This window comes from Lactobacillus amylolyticus DSM 11664 (assembly GCF_000178475.1).
GTDB classification, from domain to species: domain Bacteria; phylum Bacillota; class Bacilli; order Lactobacillales; family Lactobacillaceae; genus Lactobacillus; species Lactobacillus amylolyticus.
Genome location: NZ_ADNY01000030.1, coordinates 1 through 15,989, shown reverse-complemented (window position 1 = coordinate 15,989; position 15,989 = coordinate 1). Strand labels below are relative to the sequence as shown.

At 39.8% G+C, this 15,989-nt stretch carries 12 protein-coding genes and 1 pseudogene; 10 read left to right on the top strand and 3 right to left on the bottom strand.

Annotation, left to right across the window (positions count from 1 at the left end; all coding sequences use genetic code 11):
* The first annotated feature begins 588 nt into the window (after positions 1 to 588).
* Positions 589 to 1,983, top strand: a complete 1,395-nt coding sequence (locus tag HMPREF0493_RS04010) for an SLAP domain-containing protein (protein ID WP_040457180.1) — start codon at positions 589 to 591, stop codon at positions 1,981 to 1,983.
* A gap of 191 nt (positions 1,984 to 2,174) precedes the next feature.
* Here HMPREF0493_RS04010 and HMPREF0493_RS04005 read toward each other — a convergent pair whose 3' ends face one another.
* Positions 2,175 to 2,741 (bottom strand): hypothetical protein, encoded by a 567-nt coding sequence (locus HMPREF0493_RS04005; protein ID WP_006352006.1) that lies wholly within the window; start codon positions 2,739 to 2,741, stop codon positions 2,175 to 2,177.
* 240 nt (positions 2,742 to 2,981) lie between these two features.
* On the opposite strand from HMPREF0493_RS04005, the gene HMPREF0493_RS04000 reads away from it, so the two are divergent.
* From HMPREF0493_RS04000 to HMPREF0493_RS03990, 3 genes are all read left to right on the top strand, one after another.
* Positions 2,982 to 4,199 (top strand): SLAP domain-containing protein, encoded by a 1,218-nt coding sequence (locus tag HMPREF0493_RS04000; protein WP_006352005.1) that lies wholly within the window; start codon positions 2,982 to 2,984, stop codon positions 4,197 to 4,199.
* Positions 4,200 to 4,243: 44 nt separating this feature from the next.
* Entirely contained in the window at positions 4,244 to 5,401 is a 1,158-nt protein-coding gene (locus HMPREF0493_RS03995; RefSeq protein WP_006352004.1) for an SLAP domain-containing protein, read from the top strand.
* A gap of 79 nt (positions 5,402 to 5,480) precedes the next feature.
* Positions 5,481 to 7,313, top strand: a complete 1,833-nt coding sequence (locus HMPREF0493_RS03990; RefSeq protein WP_040457178.1) for a monovalent cation:proton antiporter family protein — start codon at positions 5,481 to 5,483, stop codon at positions 7,311 to 7,313.
* 49 nt (positions 7,314 to 7,362) lie between these two features.
* On the opposite strand, the gene HMPREF0493_RS03985 is transcribed toward HMPREF0493_RS03990, so the two are convergent.
* Entirely contained in the window at positions 7,363 to 8,175 is an 813-nt protein-coding gene (locus HMPREF0493_RS03985; protein ID WP_006352002.1) for a DUF6612 family protein, read from the bottom strand.
* A 48-nt stretch (positions 8,176 to 8,223) separates the two neighbouring features.
* Positions 8,224 to 8,988, bottom strand: a complete 765-nt coding sequence (locus HMPREF0493_RS03980) for a hypothetical protein (protein WP_006352001.1) — start codon at positions 8,986 to 8,988, stop codon at positions 8,224 to 8,226.
* Positions 8,989 to 9,165: 177 nt separating this feature from the next.
* Here HMPREF0493_RS03980 and HMPREF0493_RS03975 point away from each other — a divergent pair, with 177 nt between their 5' ends.
* The 6 genes and pseudogenes from HMPREF0493_RS03975 to HMPREF0493_RS03950 all read left to right on the top strand — a co-directional run bounded on the left by HMPREF0493_RS03975 (position 9,166) and on the right by HMPREF0493_RS03950 (position 15,921).
* Positions 9,166 to 9,858: a 2,3-diphosphoglycerate-dependent phosphoglycerate mutase gene (locus tag HMPREF0493_RS03975; protein WP_006352000.1), complete on the top strand. Its 693-nt coding sequence runs from the start codon at positions 9,166 to 9,168 to the stop codon at positions 9,856 to 9,858.
* Positions 9,859 to 9,979: 121 nt separating this feature from the next.
* Positions 9,980 to 10,267 carry a type II toxin-antitoxin system HicB family antitoxin gene (locus HMPREF0493_RS03970; protein WP_006351999.1) on the top strand — a complete coding sequence of 96 codons (288 nt, stop codon included), beginning with the start codon at positions 9,980 to 9,982 and terminating at the stop codon, positions 10,265 to 10,267.
* Between the two features lie 216 nt (positions 10,268 to 10,483).
* A complete protein-coding gene (locus tag HMPREF0493_RS03965; protein WP_006351998.1) occupies positions 10,484 to 11,044 on the top strand; it encodes an aldose epimerase family protein in 561 nt (186 codons plus the stop codon).
* 101 nt (positions 11,045 to 11,145) lie between these two features.
* Positions 11,146 to 12,288 carry an LCP family glycopolymer transferase gene (locus HMPREF0493_RS03960; RefSeq protein ID WP_006351997.1) on the top strand — a complete coding sequence of 381 codons (1,143 nt, stop codon included), beginning with the start codon at positions 11,146 to 11,148 and terminating at the stop codon, positions 12,286 to 12,288.
* Positions 12,288 to 12,903: pseudogene (locus HMPREF0493_RS03955) on the top strand (glycerol-3-phosphate acyltransferase). Before HMPREF0493_RS03960 ends, HMPREF0493_RS03955 begins: the two are co-directional and overlap by 1 nt.
* A gap of 36 nt (positions 12,904 to 12,939) precedes the next feature.
* Positions 12,940 to 15,921: an LTA synthase family protein gene (locus tag HMPREF0493_RS03950; protein WP_006351995.1), complete on the top strand. Its 2,982-nt coding sequence runs from the start codon at positions 12,940 to 12,942 to the stop codon at positions 15,919 to 15,921.
* The last annotated feature ends 68 nt before the right edge of the window (positions 15,922 to 15,989 follow it).

Sequence of the window (15,989 nt, the reverse complement as noted above, 5' to 3'; positions counted from 1 at the left end):
TACAAATTTATGCTCGTGCTCATGCTGCTGCATACGTTGACCGTACTGTTGCAGACATCTTCGATGATTCTGCAGCTACTGCAGGTGGGCAAAACTAGTTTAGAGATATATTTCGAGCTTGACGAATTGATCGACCGATTGAAAAAAACGTCGGTGGTAGGGAAAAGTTATGTTACAGATTACCTATTTTCTGTCAAACACTTGTAAAATTTATGATTTTATAAAGGAATTATAAAGATAATATAAAGACAGGGTCGCCCCTGTCTTTCTTGTTATATCGACGTTTTTTAGTTAATTGAATTAAAATTGGCGAAAAAATCGGAATTTTTTAGTTATTACAAAATAAAAATAATAGGTATTCTGCTTGCCTTTTAGGGCAGAGGTTAGTACAATATGAATCGTGGTAAGTAATAGGGCTTATGCTTCAGGCGTGTCGCCTGTACGCATGCTGATCCTTCAGCAAGACTACTACCTCATAAGAGTTATAACCTTATGATCTTGCTCGAAGAATTTTGTACATTATAGGCTTCGATCATGCTAAAGCCTATGGCCTATTACAATTTTGTAATTTCAAGGAGGAAAGACCACATGAAGAAAAATTTAAGAATTGTTAGCGCTGCTGCTGCTTTATTAGCTGTTGCACCTATTGCTGCAACTGCTATGCCAGTTAACGCTGATACTACTGCTACTGCAACTACTACTAACACGCCAACTGTTAACTTAAGTGGTGCAGGTTCTGTTAGTGAATCTAAGGATACTGTTAATGTAACTCCATCATTTACTTTGACTGGTGCTATTGGTGCTAATGGTGTAGTTACTACTCCTGCAACTCTTCAAGGTACTCTTGAAGCTTCACTTAACGGTACTACAGTAAGCGCTAATGTAGTTGATGCTGCTAAAAGAGTTAATTTAACTAGTCAATCAGGTATCACTCCTATCTACTACAATGATGGCAAGCAAATTATAAACCATCTTGGTGACTGGAACAGCAAATACAACGATGTATACGTAAAGGCTGGTAATGAATACAAGATGACTCTTAGCGGTGTTGGCTTCAGCTTTGGTTCAGCTAACGCATATAAGAAAGTAACTTTCAATTTGCCTACGAATGTTACTATGTCGTCAGATCATGGTAGTCTGGTTGGTGATGGTAATACTGTAACATTAGACCAATTTGGTAATGCTAGAGAATTAACTTTTGTAGTAGAACACATTAAGGCATATGATGCTACTAATAATAACAATGTAAGTTTCTACAACACTAACTCAGGCATGACCGAGACCAAGGGTTCATACATGACTCTTGCTGAAAACGGCAAGCTTAATGTAAAGACTCTTCTTGATAACTTAACAAAGCAATACCGACCAGTTCAAATTCAAGATGGTAAGTTTAACAACGTTAACTTAACTACTACTGTTGACGATGTTAAGGCTGAACTTGAAGAGGCTGGTATCAAGGTAGACGCTGCTGGTGACTTTGAAGCACCAGACACATTCACTGTAACTTTAAATGCTAAGTCAGACGTTAACGGTAAGACTGCTTCATTACCTGTAGTTGTAACTGTTCCAAATGGTAAGTCAACTGTTGAACCTAGCGTATCTAAGACTGTTATGCACGCAGCTTACTACTACGACAAGAACGGCAAGCGTGTAGGTACTGACGTGGTTCCAACTTACAGCTCAGTAAACTTGGTATCTGACTCTTCAGCTTCAAACGGCTTGAAGACTTACACTATCAACGGCAAGAGCTACTACAAGATTGCTAACGAAGACAAGTACATTGCTGCAGGTAACGTTACTGGTACTTCACGTACTTTGAAGCACAACGCATACGTTTACAAGACTTCAAAGAAGCGTGCTAACAAGGTAACCTTGAAGAAGGGTTCATCAGTAACTACTTACGGTTCAGCAGTTAAGTTAGCTAATGGCAAGCTTTACTACAGAATTGGTAAAACCCAATACGTAAAGGTGGCAAACTTCTAATAAGTAGTTAGCAAGCGCTAATTAATAAAAAGGTCGAAGCGAAAGCTTCGGCTTTTTTGTATCTAATTTTTATTTAAAAAACTATAGACATCTCCACCACTATCTGATATTCTGAAATACTCGGTAATTTTACCGAGTTATATGAATGAACGGTAAAATACATAAATACTGCGAGTTAAGTGTGGAAAATATCAAAAAATGTAAAAGAATGACGCGGGGTTCAGAAGAATGTTCTCCGTCAACAACAAGTATATAGTTAGAATTCGTTCGACTATCGCTATCTTCGATTTTAGCACCGAACCAATCGCTTCTAAATATCGGACCGTCATCCTTGATAATGTAACGTTACTGTTTGATGAAGCAATAGTAACTTCCTTGTTTGCGTTAGCTGAGCCAAAGTTAAAGCCAACATTCTTGATATCAATGTTGTACGTATGGCCAGTTAAAACATCAGCAGCATCCCACTTCGTGTTCTTTTTAGCACCTCTAATAATTACATCACCGTTGCCGTTTGCACCTTTTAAGTTAGCAGTGTAGGTGTTGCCACCAAAGGTTGCTGAAATAGTACCCTTAAGGCTACCCTTAATGTTATGGCTCACACCAGTCAGAGTAAAGCTTGGAGTAACATCTACTGGGTTCTCAGCAACATCAGCAGTAGTAGAACCTAAGTTAATTTCAGTATAGTTACTACCAGTAGTGGCGTCAGCTGAAACAGTAGAAACAGCAGCAGCACTAACAATTCTTAAATTTTTCTTCATGTGGTCTTTTTCTCCTTGAAATTACAAAAATGTAATAGGCCATAGGCTTTAGCATGACCGGAGCCTATAATGTACAAAACGAATTTTTCGCCCGCGTAAATCGCGTATCCGATACAAAAGGGCGTTTTTGTTACAAATAAATAGAGAATTATTATATTTTGATTGCAAAGAAATGTTTAGAGTTGTTAAGCTTTCCTTAAGCAGATACAATAGAATTGTTATCTTAAGGAGGAACCCCATTTGAAAAAGAAATTAATCACTGGTTTCGTTGCCGCAGCAGTTCTCTCAGGAACCGCTATTCCAGCAATTAATAACCTATCGAATTTTAAGACAGTACAAGGTCACACAGTAAAAGCCGCAACCCTGACTGCCACAGAATCAGTTTTTCTTACTAAAGCTGCTACTCAAGCACAAAAGGCTGCGAAAAAATACGGAGTATATCCATCTGTTATGATTGCCCAAGCAATCGTTGAATCAGATTGGGGTAAGTCAACCCTTGCTACCGAAGCCAACAATTTATTCGGGATGAAGGCTGGCGATGATTGGACTGGTGCTACCTATAGTGCCACGACTCGTGAAGAAGATAGCAGCGGTAAGAGCTACTATATTACTGCTTCTTTCAGAAAGTACACTTCTTACGAAGATTCATTTGATGATAATGGTAAGAAGCTGCGTCTTGGTGTAAGTTGGCAGCCAACTCGTTATTCAGATGCTTGGATCGAAAATGCTTCAAGCTATGCTGCCGCTACTAAGGCCTTAACTGGTACCTACGCAACTGATCAAAATTACAACACTAATTTGGATCAACAAATTACGCAATATAATTTGACTAAGTATGATCCAACTATTTCTAAGACCGCCAAGTCCTACAAAGTTGCAACTACTGCTGCAACCTATACTTGGCCAACTGACCACAGCGTTTCAACTAAATCTGGTTCCATCAAGAAGGGTGAAACAGTAACTGTTGATAAGACGATTACCTATTATAATGGTTCCAAACGGATGCACATTGCCGGTAAGGGCTGGGTTAACTCAACTGTTCTTGAATCCAAGTCCGCTCTTCCTGCAACTCAGGCACCAACCAACGCTACTGTAGTTAAAAAGAATTTGATGCACAATGCATACGTTTATGACAGCAAAGGCAAACGTCTCACTACAGTTAAGGCACTCAAAGAAGACAGCGTAATCACCACTTATGGCACCAAGACCATCAATGGTCGCAAATATTACCAAATCGGCAAAGATTCCTATGTTGCTGCCGGTAATATCGATGGTACAATGCGCCTGCTCAAACGTAATTCCTATGTTTACAATGGTAGTGGCAACCGCGACAATGATTTAGTCTACAAGAAGAATCGTTCTCTTGCTACCTATGGTAGTGCCGTAAATATTATGGGCAAGAAATACTACAAGATTGGTATCGGCCAATATGTCAAGAAAAGCAACTTTGCTAAATAGTGACTGCTCTCAAGTTTAGTAGGGGAAACGAGGGAAGACTGTGAATGAATTTTAAAAAAATGGTCACTAGCTTAACATTGCTTGCGGCTTCTTTACTAGGCATGCTCAATGTCACCCAGGCAGAGGCAGCTGATACCACGTCAGTAGCGATTAACAGTATTGCAAAACAAAACAGTTATGTCGGCGTTACTTATCTATATAAGATGCTGGCAACAGAAAATATTACTTATAATAAGTTTTATACCAAAAATAAAATCGTTTATCGCAACAACGGTAAGCCAGAAGGGATCGTAATTCACGAAACTGGCGATCCAGGTGCCACCGCTTACGATGAAGCGATCTATTTCAACCGTGAATGGAATACGATGTATGCTTACGTGCATGCCTTCGTTGATCACTCACAAGTAATTCAAATGATGACTCCTAACTATGGGGTTTGGGGCGCTGGTCCAATGGCTAACGACCGTTTCGTTCAAATCGAGCTTTGTGAAGAAACAACGCGTGATTATTTCGCCAAAAGCGTCAACAATGATGCCATTTGGTGTGCTAAAATTTTGCACCGTTATAATTTAAAGCCAATTAATGCCTGCAGCACAGGCGAAGGTACGATTTGGTCCCATGCTGCTGTTTCTAAATTCTTAGGCGGTACCAACCATGGTGATCCAGATGGTTACTTCGCTAAATGGGGTTACAGTATGGATCAGTTTTTTGAATTGATTAAATATTACTATGATTTGCAGGCGGCCAAGACCAATACTGCCAGCACATCAAATAAGGTAACGGTGAAAGCAACTTCAACTGCATCTGCAGCTTCTAATATTGTCAAGATCCCAACTGCTAAAACTGGCCAAAAAGTAATTATTCATAACGCTGCGATTTATAATTCCAAAGGCCAAAAGGTAAAGGGCAAAGCAAGCAAAAAGGCCGGAACAGTTGTCACTGTCATTAAGTCTACTACTATTAATAAAAAGAAATACTACCAAATTGCGACGAATGAGTACATTGCCGTTGGCAATGTCGATGGTACGACGCGGACATTGAAGCATAATTCGTATATTTACGATACGGTTGGCGTTTCCGATGGCAAGACCAAGCTGATGAAGAACAGCCAAATTAAAACCTACGGAAGCAAAGTAACAATTGCCGGAATTAAGTATTACACCATCAGTCCAACGCAATTTGTCAAAGCACAAAATTTTTAAAATAAACGATTAAAGTCGCCGGCTGGCGGCTTTTTTGTATAATTGATTTTGTTTTTTTAGGGAAGAGAGAATGAATGAGATGTCACAACTATCACTTTTTCTCGTTGTCTTGCTCGCGCTGGTTATCCCAATTTTTATGGCGCGGTTCAAAGTCAACAACGTACCAACTGCCGTTGCCGAAATTATCGTTGGCATAATTATGGGCAGCAGCGGTTTCAACCTCATCAGCAATACCGCAAGTCTGAGTTTTTTATCAAATCTGGGCGTGATTCTTCTGATGTTTTTGTCAGGGATGGAAATCGACTTTGATTTGTTGAGTCGCAAAAACAATCAAAAAATACGCAGCCAGAGCGGAAAAATGGTTGATCCATTGAAAACTGCTTTTGGGGCCTTCATTGGGGTTGCCGTGATGTCCTTGATTTTAGCATTTCTGCTAAAACTGTTTGGCCTCTTTAGCGAAGTATCACTAGCAACGATTATCTTTATGACTGTTGCCCTTGGCGTGGTTATCGCGACGCTAAAGGAAAAGGATATTTTAGGTCGACCGATTGGGCAAACAATTTTGCTGACGGCGGTCATGGGCGAAGTTATTCCATTATTGTTGTTAACAGTCTATGCCTCACTCCATGGTGGCAATGCTGAACAATTGTGGCTGATTATTCTGCTGTTTGCGGCCGCAATTTTCTTATTATGGCGGTTCCAGCAGCCCTACAACTGGTTCGTCAAAGTAACTAAGGCTACCACGCAGCTAGATATTCGTTTAGCCTTTTTCTTAATCTTCGCTTTAGTAACAGTGGCCGAAACCGTGGGTGCCGAAAATATTTTAGGTGCCTTTTTGGCAGGGATGGTCATGAAGCTGCTTGAGCCTAGCGAAGCTACCAAAGATAAATTGACCTCAATCGGCTATGGCTTCTTTATTCCCATTTTCTTCATTATGACGGGAGTAAAACTGAATCTGCGAACCTTATTTGCTCATCCAACTTCACTCATGCTCTTGCCAGTTTTGATTATCTTTTTGATTTTGGCAAAAATGCCGGTGGTCGCCGTTTACATGCGTAAATTTGACCATGGCAATGCCTTTGCCGGCGGCTTTTTGACAGCAACAACGATTACGATCGTTTTGCCAACGCTGCAGGTTGCTCGGCGCTTGAAAGTGATTACCAGCACGCAGTCCGATGCCTTTATTTTGGCAGCGGTTGTCGTCTGCATTGTTTGCCCGATCGTCTTTAACTCCAGCTTCAAATTAACGCCGGAAGATCGAATCAAGCAGCGGGTAGTCATGATTGGTGCCAATACTTTCACCATGCCGGTGGTTCACGATTTGCATGACAAGTGGTATGCCATTAAGATGTTCACCAACCAGCAGAACAACTATGATACCTTCAAAAGTCGGTCAAACTTAACCTTTATTCCTGACTTGAATCAGGAGGCTCTTTTAAAGGAAGGTGGTTTTGACTGCGATATTTTCGTCGCTGCTTTGCATAACGATCAAAAGAATATCGAACTGAGTCGCATGGCTAAGAAGATGGACGTTAAACGCGTGATCGTTCGTCTGCAGCAGCCGGAAGCTAAAACAATTAATGATTTGCGCGCAGCGGGCATTGAAATCTTTAACTTTACCAATGTTCGTTCAGCTCTGATGCGGGCCTTAATCGAATCGCCAGCGGTTTACCAGGTAATGACGGACACCAAGAACGTGCTCTATTCCGTTGTTGTACGCAATACCGCCTACACTGGCCGGCAATTAATGGATTGGGAGTTCGTTGACAAGATGACGGTCAGCCGAATTCGTCGTGGCAGCACTTGGCTTTCGCCGCACGGTTCAACAGTGATTGAACCAGGGGATGAAGTGATCTTCTCAGGTGAATTCGAAACTGCTGATCATATTCGCCAGATTTTAGGAAAAGAATAAAGAAAAAAGATCTCTTCTTCAAGGAAGAGATCTTTTTGCGTAAGCCTATTTATTTTGGACTTTTCTTGCTGCTCTTGGTTGTTGGCAATGCCTTTGCATTAAGGACGCTGGTTGGCACCTTCAAGAAGTCTTGACTGCCGAAGTTGCCGTAGCTTTGACCAAAGCGGGCGGTCATGTACTTGCCGAGCTTCAAGTTTACGAAGACAGTGAAGGTTGATAATTTATTGTTTTTAACAACCATCTTAACGGTCATGTTCTTCAATTTGCCGTAATTTAAGATTCGACGGAAAACAGATTCCTGAGCGGAAGTTTGGCCGACGGTCGCAATGATTGGCTCGATTGCGTTTTTCATCAAAGTTTTATCAGTTAAATTAGCAGTTAAAGTGTAGGTTTGGCCCTTGCGAGTCATCTTATAAGCCTTCACCAACTTAGAACTTGGGTCAAGAATCAACTTGTTGTCCATAATTGCATTGACCAATTCTGCGTAGCTGTGGCCACTCAAACTGTCTAATTTAGCCTTGTACCAAGTACTGCTGCCGTTGATGAAGACATTGTTCATGTTGACCCATTCTTCAGTGCTTTGGGTCTTGCCCTTGCTGGTAGTCTGGTTGGTGATGTGGAAAATCGTGCCGTTATTGCCACCGAAAATCGTATTGGCAGTAACCAACTGGGTTGAAGTATCGGTAGCCAAACGAACGGATTGAATTACTTGTCCGCTCTTAAAAGACTTCTTGGCTTTTTGGACAACTTGCGTTTTAGTCAAAGCAGTTGCTGATTTTTTGGTATTTGACTTGTTGCTGCAGCCGGCCAAAACCAGCCCTAAAAGCAAGATGGGCAATAGCCATAACTTTCTTATTTTCATTCTTAAATAACTTCTTTCCTATAATATTAGAAAATAACTATCTTAAGTTTAATTGGATAGGCTGCCAAGATCAACAGCAGACTTGGTAACTGAACTAGGAATCTGCATTTTGGAAACTTGGTTGATCTTGTCGATCACTATCTTGAGGTGCTTTTCAGAATTATTTTCTTTATAAGCAGCGTCAATAGTCAGGCCAGTTAAACTGTAATTCTTATCAGTTTCAATTTTAACATTGACCTTGCCTGGTTTAACTTTATTGGTATCGATTCCGATCACGGAAGTGATCATGCTGTTTTTAATAATTTCGCTCCATAAAGTCTTATTCTTGCCGCTGTAAGTCAAAGTGTAACCATTGGTGGCCTTTTTAACTTTAAATAATTTGGCAGAGTTGCTGCTGAAAGTCATCAAGGCTGACTGAGCCAAGTCATCGGTTAATTGGGCATAAGATGACGCCTTGCCCAGCTTGGTCTTGAACCAGCGTTTAGAAGAAGTGCCCTGCATTTGGACATAATTATTTTTACTGTTGATCCACATCTTGTAATGGTTGGAATTAGTGGTGAAATCAGCGTAGATAATCAAGGGCTTCTTTTGGTAGCTTGCCTCTGCCTTTTGCAGAGTTTGATTGTTCTTATCAGTTTGAAGCCAAGTAGCATGCAGGCTGCTGAACTTCGTCGTTTGTGTTTTAGCTAAAATGGTTTTGGCAGACGGCGTGCTGCTCTGAGTTGTAGTAGATTTTTTATTTGAGCAGGCAGTTAATGTCAGGATTGCCAGCAAGATCGTTGTAATTAGACTGAAAACTTTTGTTTTTTTCATCTTTAAATTTTCTTTCTATATATATTAATTTTTATTTTATTCGCATAAAACTATCTTTTATTCTACCACGAGAATATTTGCACCTTTCTTAAGCTTTTTTTGTTTTATTCCTATGAAATTTTAAATGAAGCGTGTAAAATAATAGTTGAAACATTGAATTTTCAAAGGAGATATTTCATGTCAAAATTAGTATTGATCCGTCACGGACAAAGTGAATGGAACCTTTCAAACCAATTTACTGGTTGGGTTGACGTTAACCTTTCAGACAAGGGTGTTGAAGAAGCTAAAAAAGCTGGTCGTTTAATCAAGGAACACGGCCTTGAATTTGACCAAGCTTACACTTCATTATTAACTCGTGCCATCAAGACTTTGCACTACGCATTGGAAGAAAGTGGCCAACTTTGGATCCCAGAAACTAAGACCTGGAGACTTAACGAACGTCACTATGGTGCTCTTCAAGGTTTGAATAAGAAGAAGACTGCTGAAAAGTACGGTGATGAACAAGTTCACATTTGGCGTCGTTCATACGATGTTTTGCCACCAGCTATTGATGATGACAGCGAATTCAGTCAAGCACATGACCGTCGTTACGCAAATTTGGATCCACACATCATTCCTAAATGCGAAAACTTACACGTTTGCTTAAACCGTGTAATGCCATTCTGGGAAGATCACATTGCTCCAGACTTACTTGACGGCAAGAACGTAATTATCGCAGCTCACGGTAACTCACTTCGTGCTTTGACTAAGTACATCGAAAACATTTCTGATGATGACATCATGAACCTTGAAATGAAGACTGGTGAACCAGTAGTTTACACCTTCGATGAACACTTAGACGTTGTTAAGAAGGAAAAGCTTGACGACTAATTTTTAGTTGTTTAAATTAAAGTCCTCAATCATTCTGATTGAGGACTTTTTTTGTACCTATTTTTAATTTTGGCGTTACCATAGACATGTACAGATATCGAAGATAAAGGAGACGTGTCAATTGAATCACAAGATTGTAACTTATCCAGCAATTTTTAAACCACTTGGTAATGATATTTATGTTGTCAGCTTTCCCGATGTTAAAGGTGCAATTACCGAAGGAAAGGGTTTAAAGGATGCAATGAAGATGGCAGCTGATACTTTGGCAAGCCGTCTTTACAATCATCGAAAATTGCCAAAGCCAACGGATATGAATGAAATAAAAACAGCGGATGATGGTTCTTTTGTCGCTAAGGTGGCTGCAGACTTAACCGAAGCTAGTGAAGACCGCATCGATTATGAAATTTAGTTTTAAGCAACTGGTAGATTCTTAAAAAGCGCAAAAAAGGGCACTCCCGAATGGAAGTGCCTTTTTTATCAACTTGCTCCAAAAATTAATTACTTTTTATTTCTTATTTTTTGAAACAGTTATATTATATTATAAATAGCAAACAATTGCCATTAATTTTTAATCTTAAGGAAAACTTTAAAACATTATACTAGTTGAAAGAATGGGAGAATAACAATGCAAACAATCGAGAATTCTCTCTTACAAGTCTCTGTGAATGAGAATGGGGCAGGAATTGCCCACTTAATTTCTAAAAAGGATAATTACGATTATCTGGATAACGGAGAAAAGCAAGGGAAAGCAATCATTTCCTTTCCGGAAATCGATCGCGAAAACAACTGGGCAAATAAGCTGCCATGGACAGTCGTCGATAAAGGGGATGCGCGAGTAAGTCTGACATTGATTGATTCAGCCGAAAGCTATAAGCAGTTCCCATATCATTTTGAAATCATGACTACCTATTCAATTGAAGGAACACAATTAAACATTTCTTTTGATTTGAAGAATAATTCAAACAAAAAAATGCCTTTTACTTTAAAATTGGCTTTGCCGCAATTGGCACCGATAACTGACGAGAGCATCAGCAAGATCGTGATGGCTGATGCTGATCATACCGCGACGCTTGAATCAACCGATCTTAAGCTGCAGCAAGACGACGATATGATTAATTGCAGCGTTAATAATGTAGAATTAGATGGTGAAACCGAGCAAATTTTCAAATTAGCGCTTACACTTTAGCGAAAATATAACGATTTTAATAAGATAGAAAAGCAGGTCGGCAGTTGCTTGCTTTTTTTGCTATAATAACGTCATTGAAAGTTGATGATTAGGTATTTGAGATGAAAAGTAACAAAAAACCTGGAAATACTCGAGTTCAGAAATACTCGAACGATTATCATAAAAGGAATCATATTTTAGCTTGGATAATCAGTATTGTGGCTGTATTAGCAGTTGGTGCACTTGCTTATTTTGGCTACGTTTATTTCAAAACCAAGAATGCATTTGATCAAACTTACGATTCTAAGACCAAAGTTTCAATTAAAAAGGGCGAATTTAATGGTAAAAAGAAGTTCGCCGTCCTTTTAATGGGAACGGATACTGGTGCGCTTAACCGAACTGAAAAGCGCGGCCGAACCGATACGATTATCCTGGCAATTGTTAATCCGCAGAAAAAGCGCTACAGCTTGATTTCAATTCCGCGTGATACAATGGCACAGATGGTTAATCCTAGTTCAAGTAGTTCTTCTTCATCATCTGACAGCAGTTCTAATAAGCTGACGGTTGAGAAGATCAATGCTGCCTATTCAATTGGTGGTGCCAAGATGGCGATGGCCACTGTTTCTAAGTTAATCAATGTGCCGGTGAAATATTATGTCGTTATCAACATGGGCGGAATTATGAAAATGATTAGCTACGTTGGCGGGATTAATATTAGACCAAAATTAAGCTTCGAATACAGCGGCTATGTTTTTAAAAAGGATCAATTGACGCACATGGGTGGTGCCGGTGCGCTAGCATATTCACGGATGCGTTATGATGATCCGCAAGGTGACTATGGCCGGCAAGCTCGTCAACGGCAGGTAATTGTTGCTTTAATTAAGAAGGCAATCTCTGTTGGTTCGCTAACAAATCTGGATTCGATTTTGACATCGTTTTCTGGAAATGTTAAGACCAATTTAACCTTCTCGGCATTGCAATTGATTGCGCTGAATTACCGTGCTTGTGCTAAAATCGTTAAGAGCGACTACCTGCATGGGGTCGGCGTTTATATTGATGGTGCTTCCTATCAGGTTCCGCCAACTTATGAACTGCAGCGAATTTCTGACTACTGCCGTTCAGAATTGGGCTTAGCCAAAGAAACCAGCAGCAACAATGAAACTTATCAAAACAAGAAAAACATCAAGAATGGTTTCAAGTTCAACAGTACCAAGACTCAGGACTATACCATTTACGATGATTACACCGAAGAAGGTGATAATTAATGGCGCAACTGTGGTCAACGCTAATTGGCTATGTTTTTGGCAATTTCCTGTTTGCGATAATCATTGGCCGTATTTTTCTAAAAATCGATCCTGCTAAGTACGGTTCCGGTAATCCTGGAACTGCCAATATGGGCGCGGTTTTTGGTAAAAAATGGGGGCATCATGACCTGCATCGGCGATTTGCTGAAAACAGGAATAGCATTGTTAATTGTCCACTTTCTTTTCCCGGATAAGATTAATCTGGCTTTTGCCGGATTAGGTCTTATTCTGGGGCACTGCTTTCCCCTTTGGAATAAATTCCATGGCGGCAAGGGAGTAGCGGTTGCAGCTTTGCTTTCAGTTGCGTATGATTGGAAGGCTGGGTTAATCACTTTGCTGATTGCCTTGTTTTTAACAGCTGTCATGCAAAACTTAACAATTCCGCCATTAGTGTTTATGCTGCTGTTTAGTATTTACCAACTGCTGCATAACTTAGAGGCGGGAATCGTCTTTTTGCTAATTGCATTAATTATGGCGTTTAAGTTTAGGAAAGATATCGTTGATTTCTTTGCTGGTCGCGGCAAAAAAGTTGATATTTTGCGGACACTTAAGCGAAAATTAGGTATTAAGGCGTAGCAAGATTTTATATTAGTAAGGACTAGAACTAGAAAGATGAATGAAAGAAAAAAGAATTCGTTAACAGTTTGGCAAGCAATTTGTTTGCTTCTGGCAACTTTCTTTATGTTGGTGCAAATATTCAACTTTAGCAGTTCCTTAAGACGTTTCCCATTCGGCAGCGTGTTAAGCTTCGTACCAACAATGGCTACTAATGCCACGATGATATTTGTACCAATGGTCTTTGGTGCAGTTTACAGCAAACGAAAAGTGCATCCAACCGAAAGCTTTAGATTTTGGCTTTCAGCTGTTGTTACTTTGGTTTTACTGTATCTGGTATACTTCTTCAGACTGCCAGGCAATTTCAATATGTGGCTTCTGTGGGGTGTATTTTTCCCAGTTATCACTAGTACTTCTGTTTTACTTAGTGGCTTAATTTTCAGTATTTTGGTCCAGCCATTTTTATATGACTTCCAGAAAAAATTGACTCCTAAGCAAAACTTATTAGTACTTTGTTTATTGACGATCCTTGGCTTTGCTACAAGTGCAGGGACGATGATCTTTAAATACTCCATTTATGGGATCTATTTGATTTTGTATTTTGCTTGGGGGATGTTCCTGGCAAATGCCGAAATCAGTGGCAAAACCTTTAGATGGACAATCTTCGGCGGAATTGTTTCTTTCTTCGTCGTTTTAATTGGTGTACCTGGATTTGACGGTGTTTACTGGTACCAGCTTCTTTCAGGTCGTACAGGCAGCTTTAACGCCTGGAACAGATACTTCCTGGATAACCAAACCTCACCAGCGATGGCTTTGATGGTAATTGCTGTCTTCTTGGTATTTAGACGAGTAATTGTTAAGTTTACCAGCCGTGAAATGCGTTACTTTATTCCAGTAATTGCCTTCATGGATGCTCCTGTTACCGCGGGACTTTTGAAATCATTCCATCTCACTAACAGTGCAGGTTTGAACAAGATCATCATGATTATTATCATAATGGCCGTCTGTCTGCTTCTGGCAAAGGTTTACGATAAATACCTCTTCAGAATCAGACCATTTAGAAGAACTTTGCTCAAAATTAGCCGTCGTTCAAGCTTGATTGAAATTCTTCAAGACAGTTGGTCAGCTCTTGTTCGCTGGGCAACTCAACACCGAGTTCAGCTTTTGACCTGGAGCTGGTTCTACGTTTTGAGTTTTGCCTCTTTCTTAATTGAATCAGACAATTTAAGAATTCAAATTTCAACAGCTTCAGACGTTAATGCGGTTGTCTTCTTGCTTGGTACGAGATTCTTCGCCATCATCTTGACGACAATCTTCCTTGATGCCATGTTCTCAATCTTATACTTTGTTACTAACCGTTACTGGACCTCAACCATTCTGGTCAGTGTAGTTACAATCGGCTGGGCTGTTGCTAACAAAGTTAAGCTTAATCTTCGTGGTGAACCAATCTACCCAAGTGAATTAGCTGAAGCTTCTAACTTTAAGACTTTGATTCCAATGATCGGTAGTACAATTCTGATCGTTGCCGGAATCGCAATTTTAATTGCTGTCTTGTTGGCAGTCTTCTTGGAAATTAAATATCCAATCAAGAAGAAGGGTTCATGGAAGCACAGAGGAATTTGGGCATTGCTCAGTTTGCTTTTGTTCTTGACTCCACTTCGCTTTAACCATGACGGTGACATTATTTACCACATCAACCGTGGCTTTGACAACAAGCAATCATTTAGAAACCCTGAACGTGATATTCAAATCAATGGTCCTGTTTTGAACTTCCTGAACTACATTGACTTGCAGATCATGAACGAGCCTTCAGATTACTCCAAGAGCACAATGACTAAATTGGCTAAGAAGTATGAAAAGATCGCTGCTCAAATTAATAAGACAAGAAAGAATAATATTAGCAGTCAAACAATTGTCTTTAACTTGAGTGAAAGTTTTGTTGACCCATACACATTCCCAACGATCAAGATTGATAAATCCGTACCAAATCCGGTTAAATTCATTCAATCAATGAAGAGCAGAGCTACTTACGGCAACATGCTTAGTGCTGGTTACGGTGGTGGTACTGCCAACATGGAATGGGAAACTTTGACCGGTCTTAACATGGGACTCTTCAGAACAACTTTGACCCCTTATGTTCAAGTTGTTCCAAGATACAAGTACTACCCAACAATCGGTATGAATTTTAGCTACAAGTCTGCTGTTCACCCATTCATCGGTACTTACTACTCAAGAGTTGAAGACTACCGGCGGTTTAAGTTCAATAAGTTTGTTTACTTAGGTTCTAAGTACAAGATTATTGACCAAATTAAGTTGGGCAAGAGTACATACAACTCTGACTACACTACTTATGCTAATGGTTTGAAACAAATTAATTCACGCTCAGGCGGTCAATTCATTAACTTGATTTCAATCCAAAACCACATGCCATACAACAACTGGTATCCAAAGAACGAATACATGGGCAAGATTTCAGGTGATTTGTTCAAGAGTGGTGCCGTTCAACAACAAATGGCAACTTACATTAAGGGTACGCAATACACTGATAAGGCAGTGAAGAAGTTTATTGCTCAAATCGATAAGATTAAGAAGCCAATTACAGTTGTCTTCTACGGTGACCACTACCCAAGTATTTTGTCACAAAGCTACACTTCAAAATATCCTGTTCAAATGCACTCAACTCGTTACTTCATCTACTCCAACAAGTATGCTCGTCAACACGGTGCTAAGAGCAAGTTGACCCAAAATACTGACTACGTAAGTACGAGTGACTTCATTGCAATGATGCTTGAACAGACTAATTCAAAGGTAACTCCTTACCAAGCACTTTTGACTGAAGTTCATAAGAAGCTTCCTGCAATCACCATCAACTACGAAGGTGACAAAGGCTTCGAATTGATTAACCAAAAGGGTAAGAAAGTCGATCCAAAGACTTTGACTTCAGAACAACAAGCCCTTCTTAAAGACTACGAATTAGTTCAATACGACATGACTGCTGGTAGTGCCTATGGTTTATCCATCAGTGGTTTTTACAAGTAAAAAATAATTTAAGAAATACCACTAGTCTGCAGCTAGTGGTATTTTTTCTGAAAAAGGAAAAATAAAAA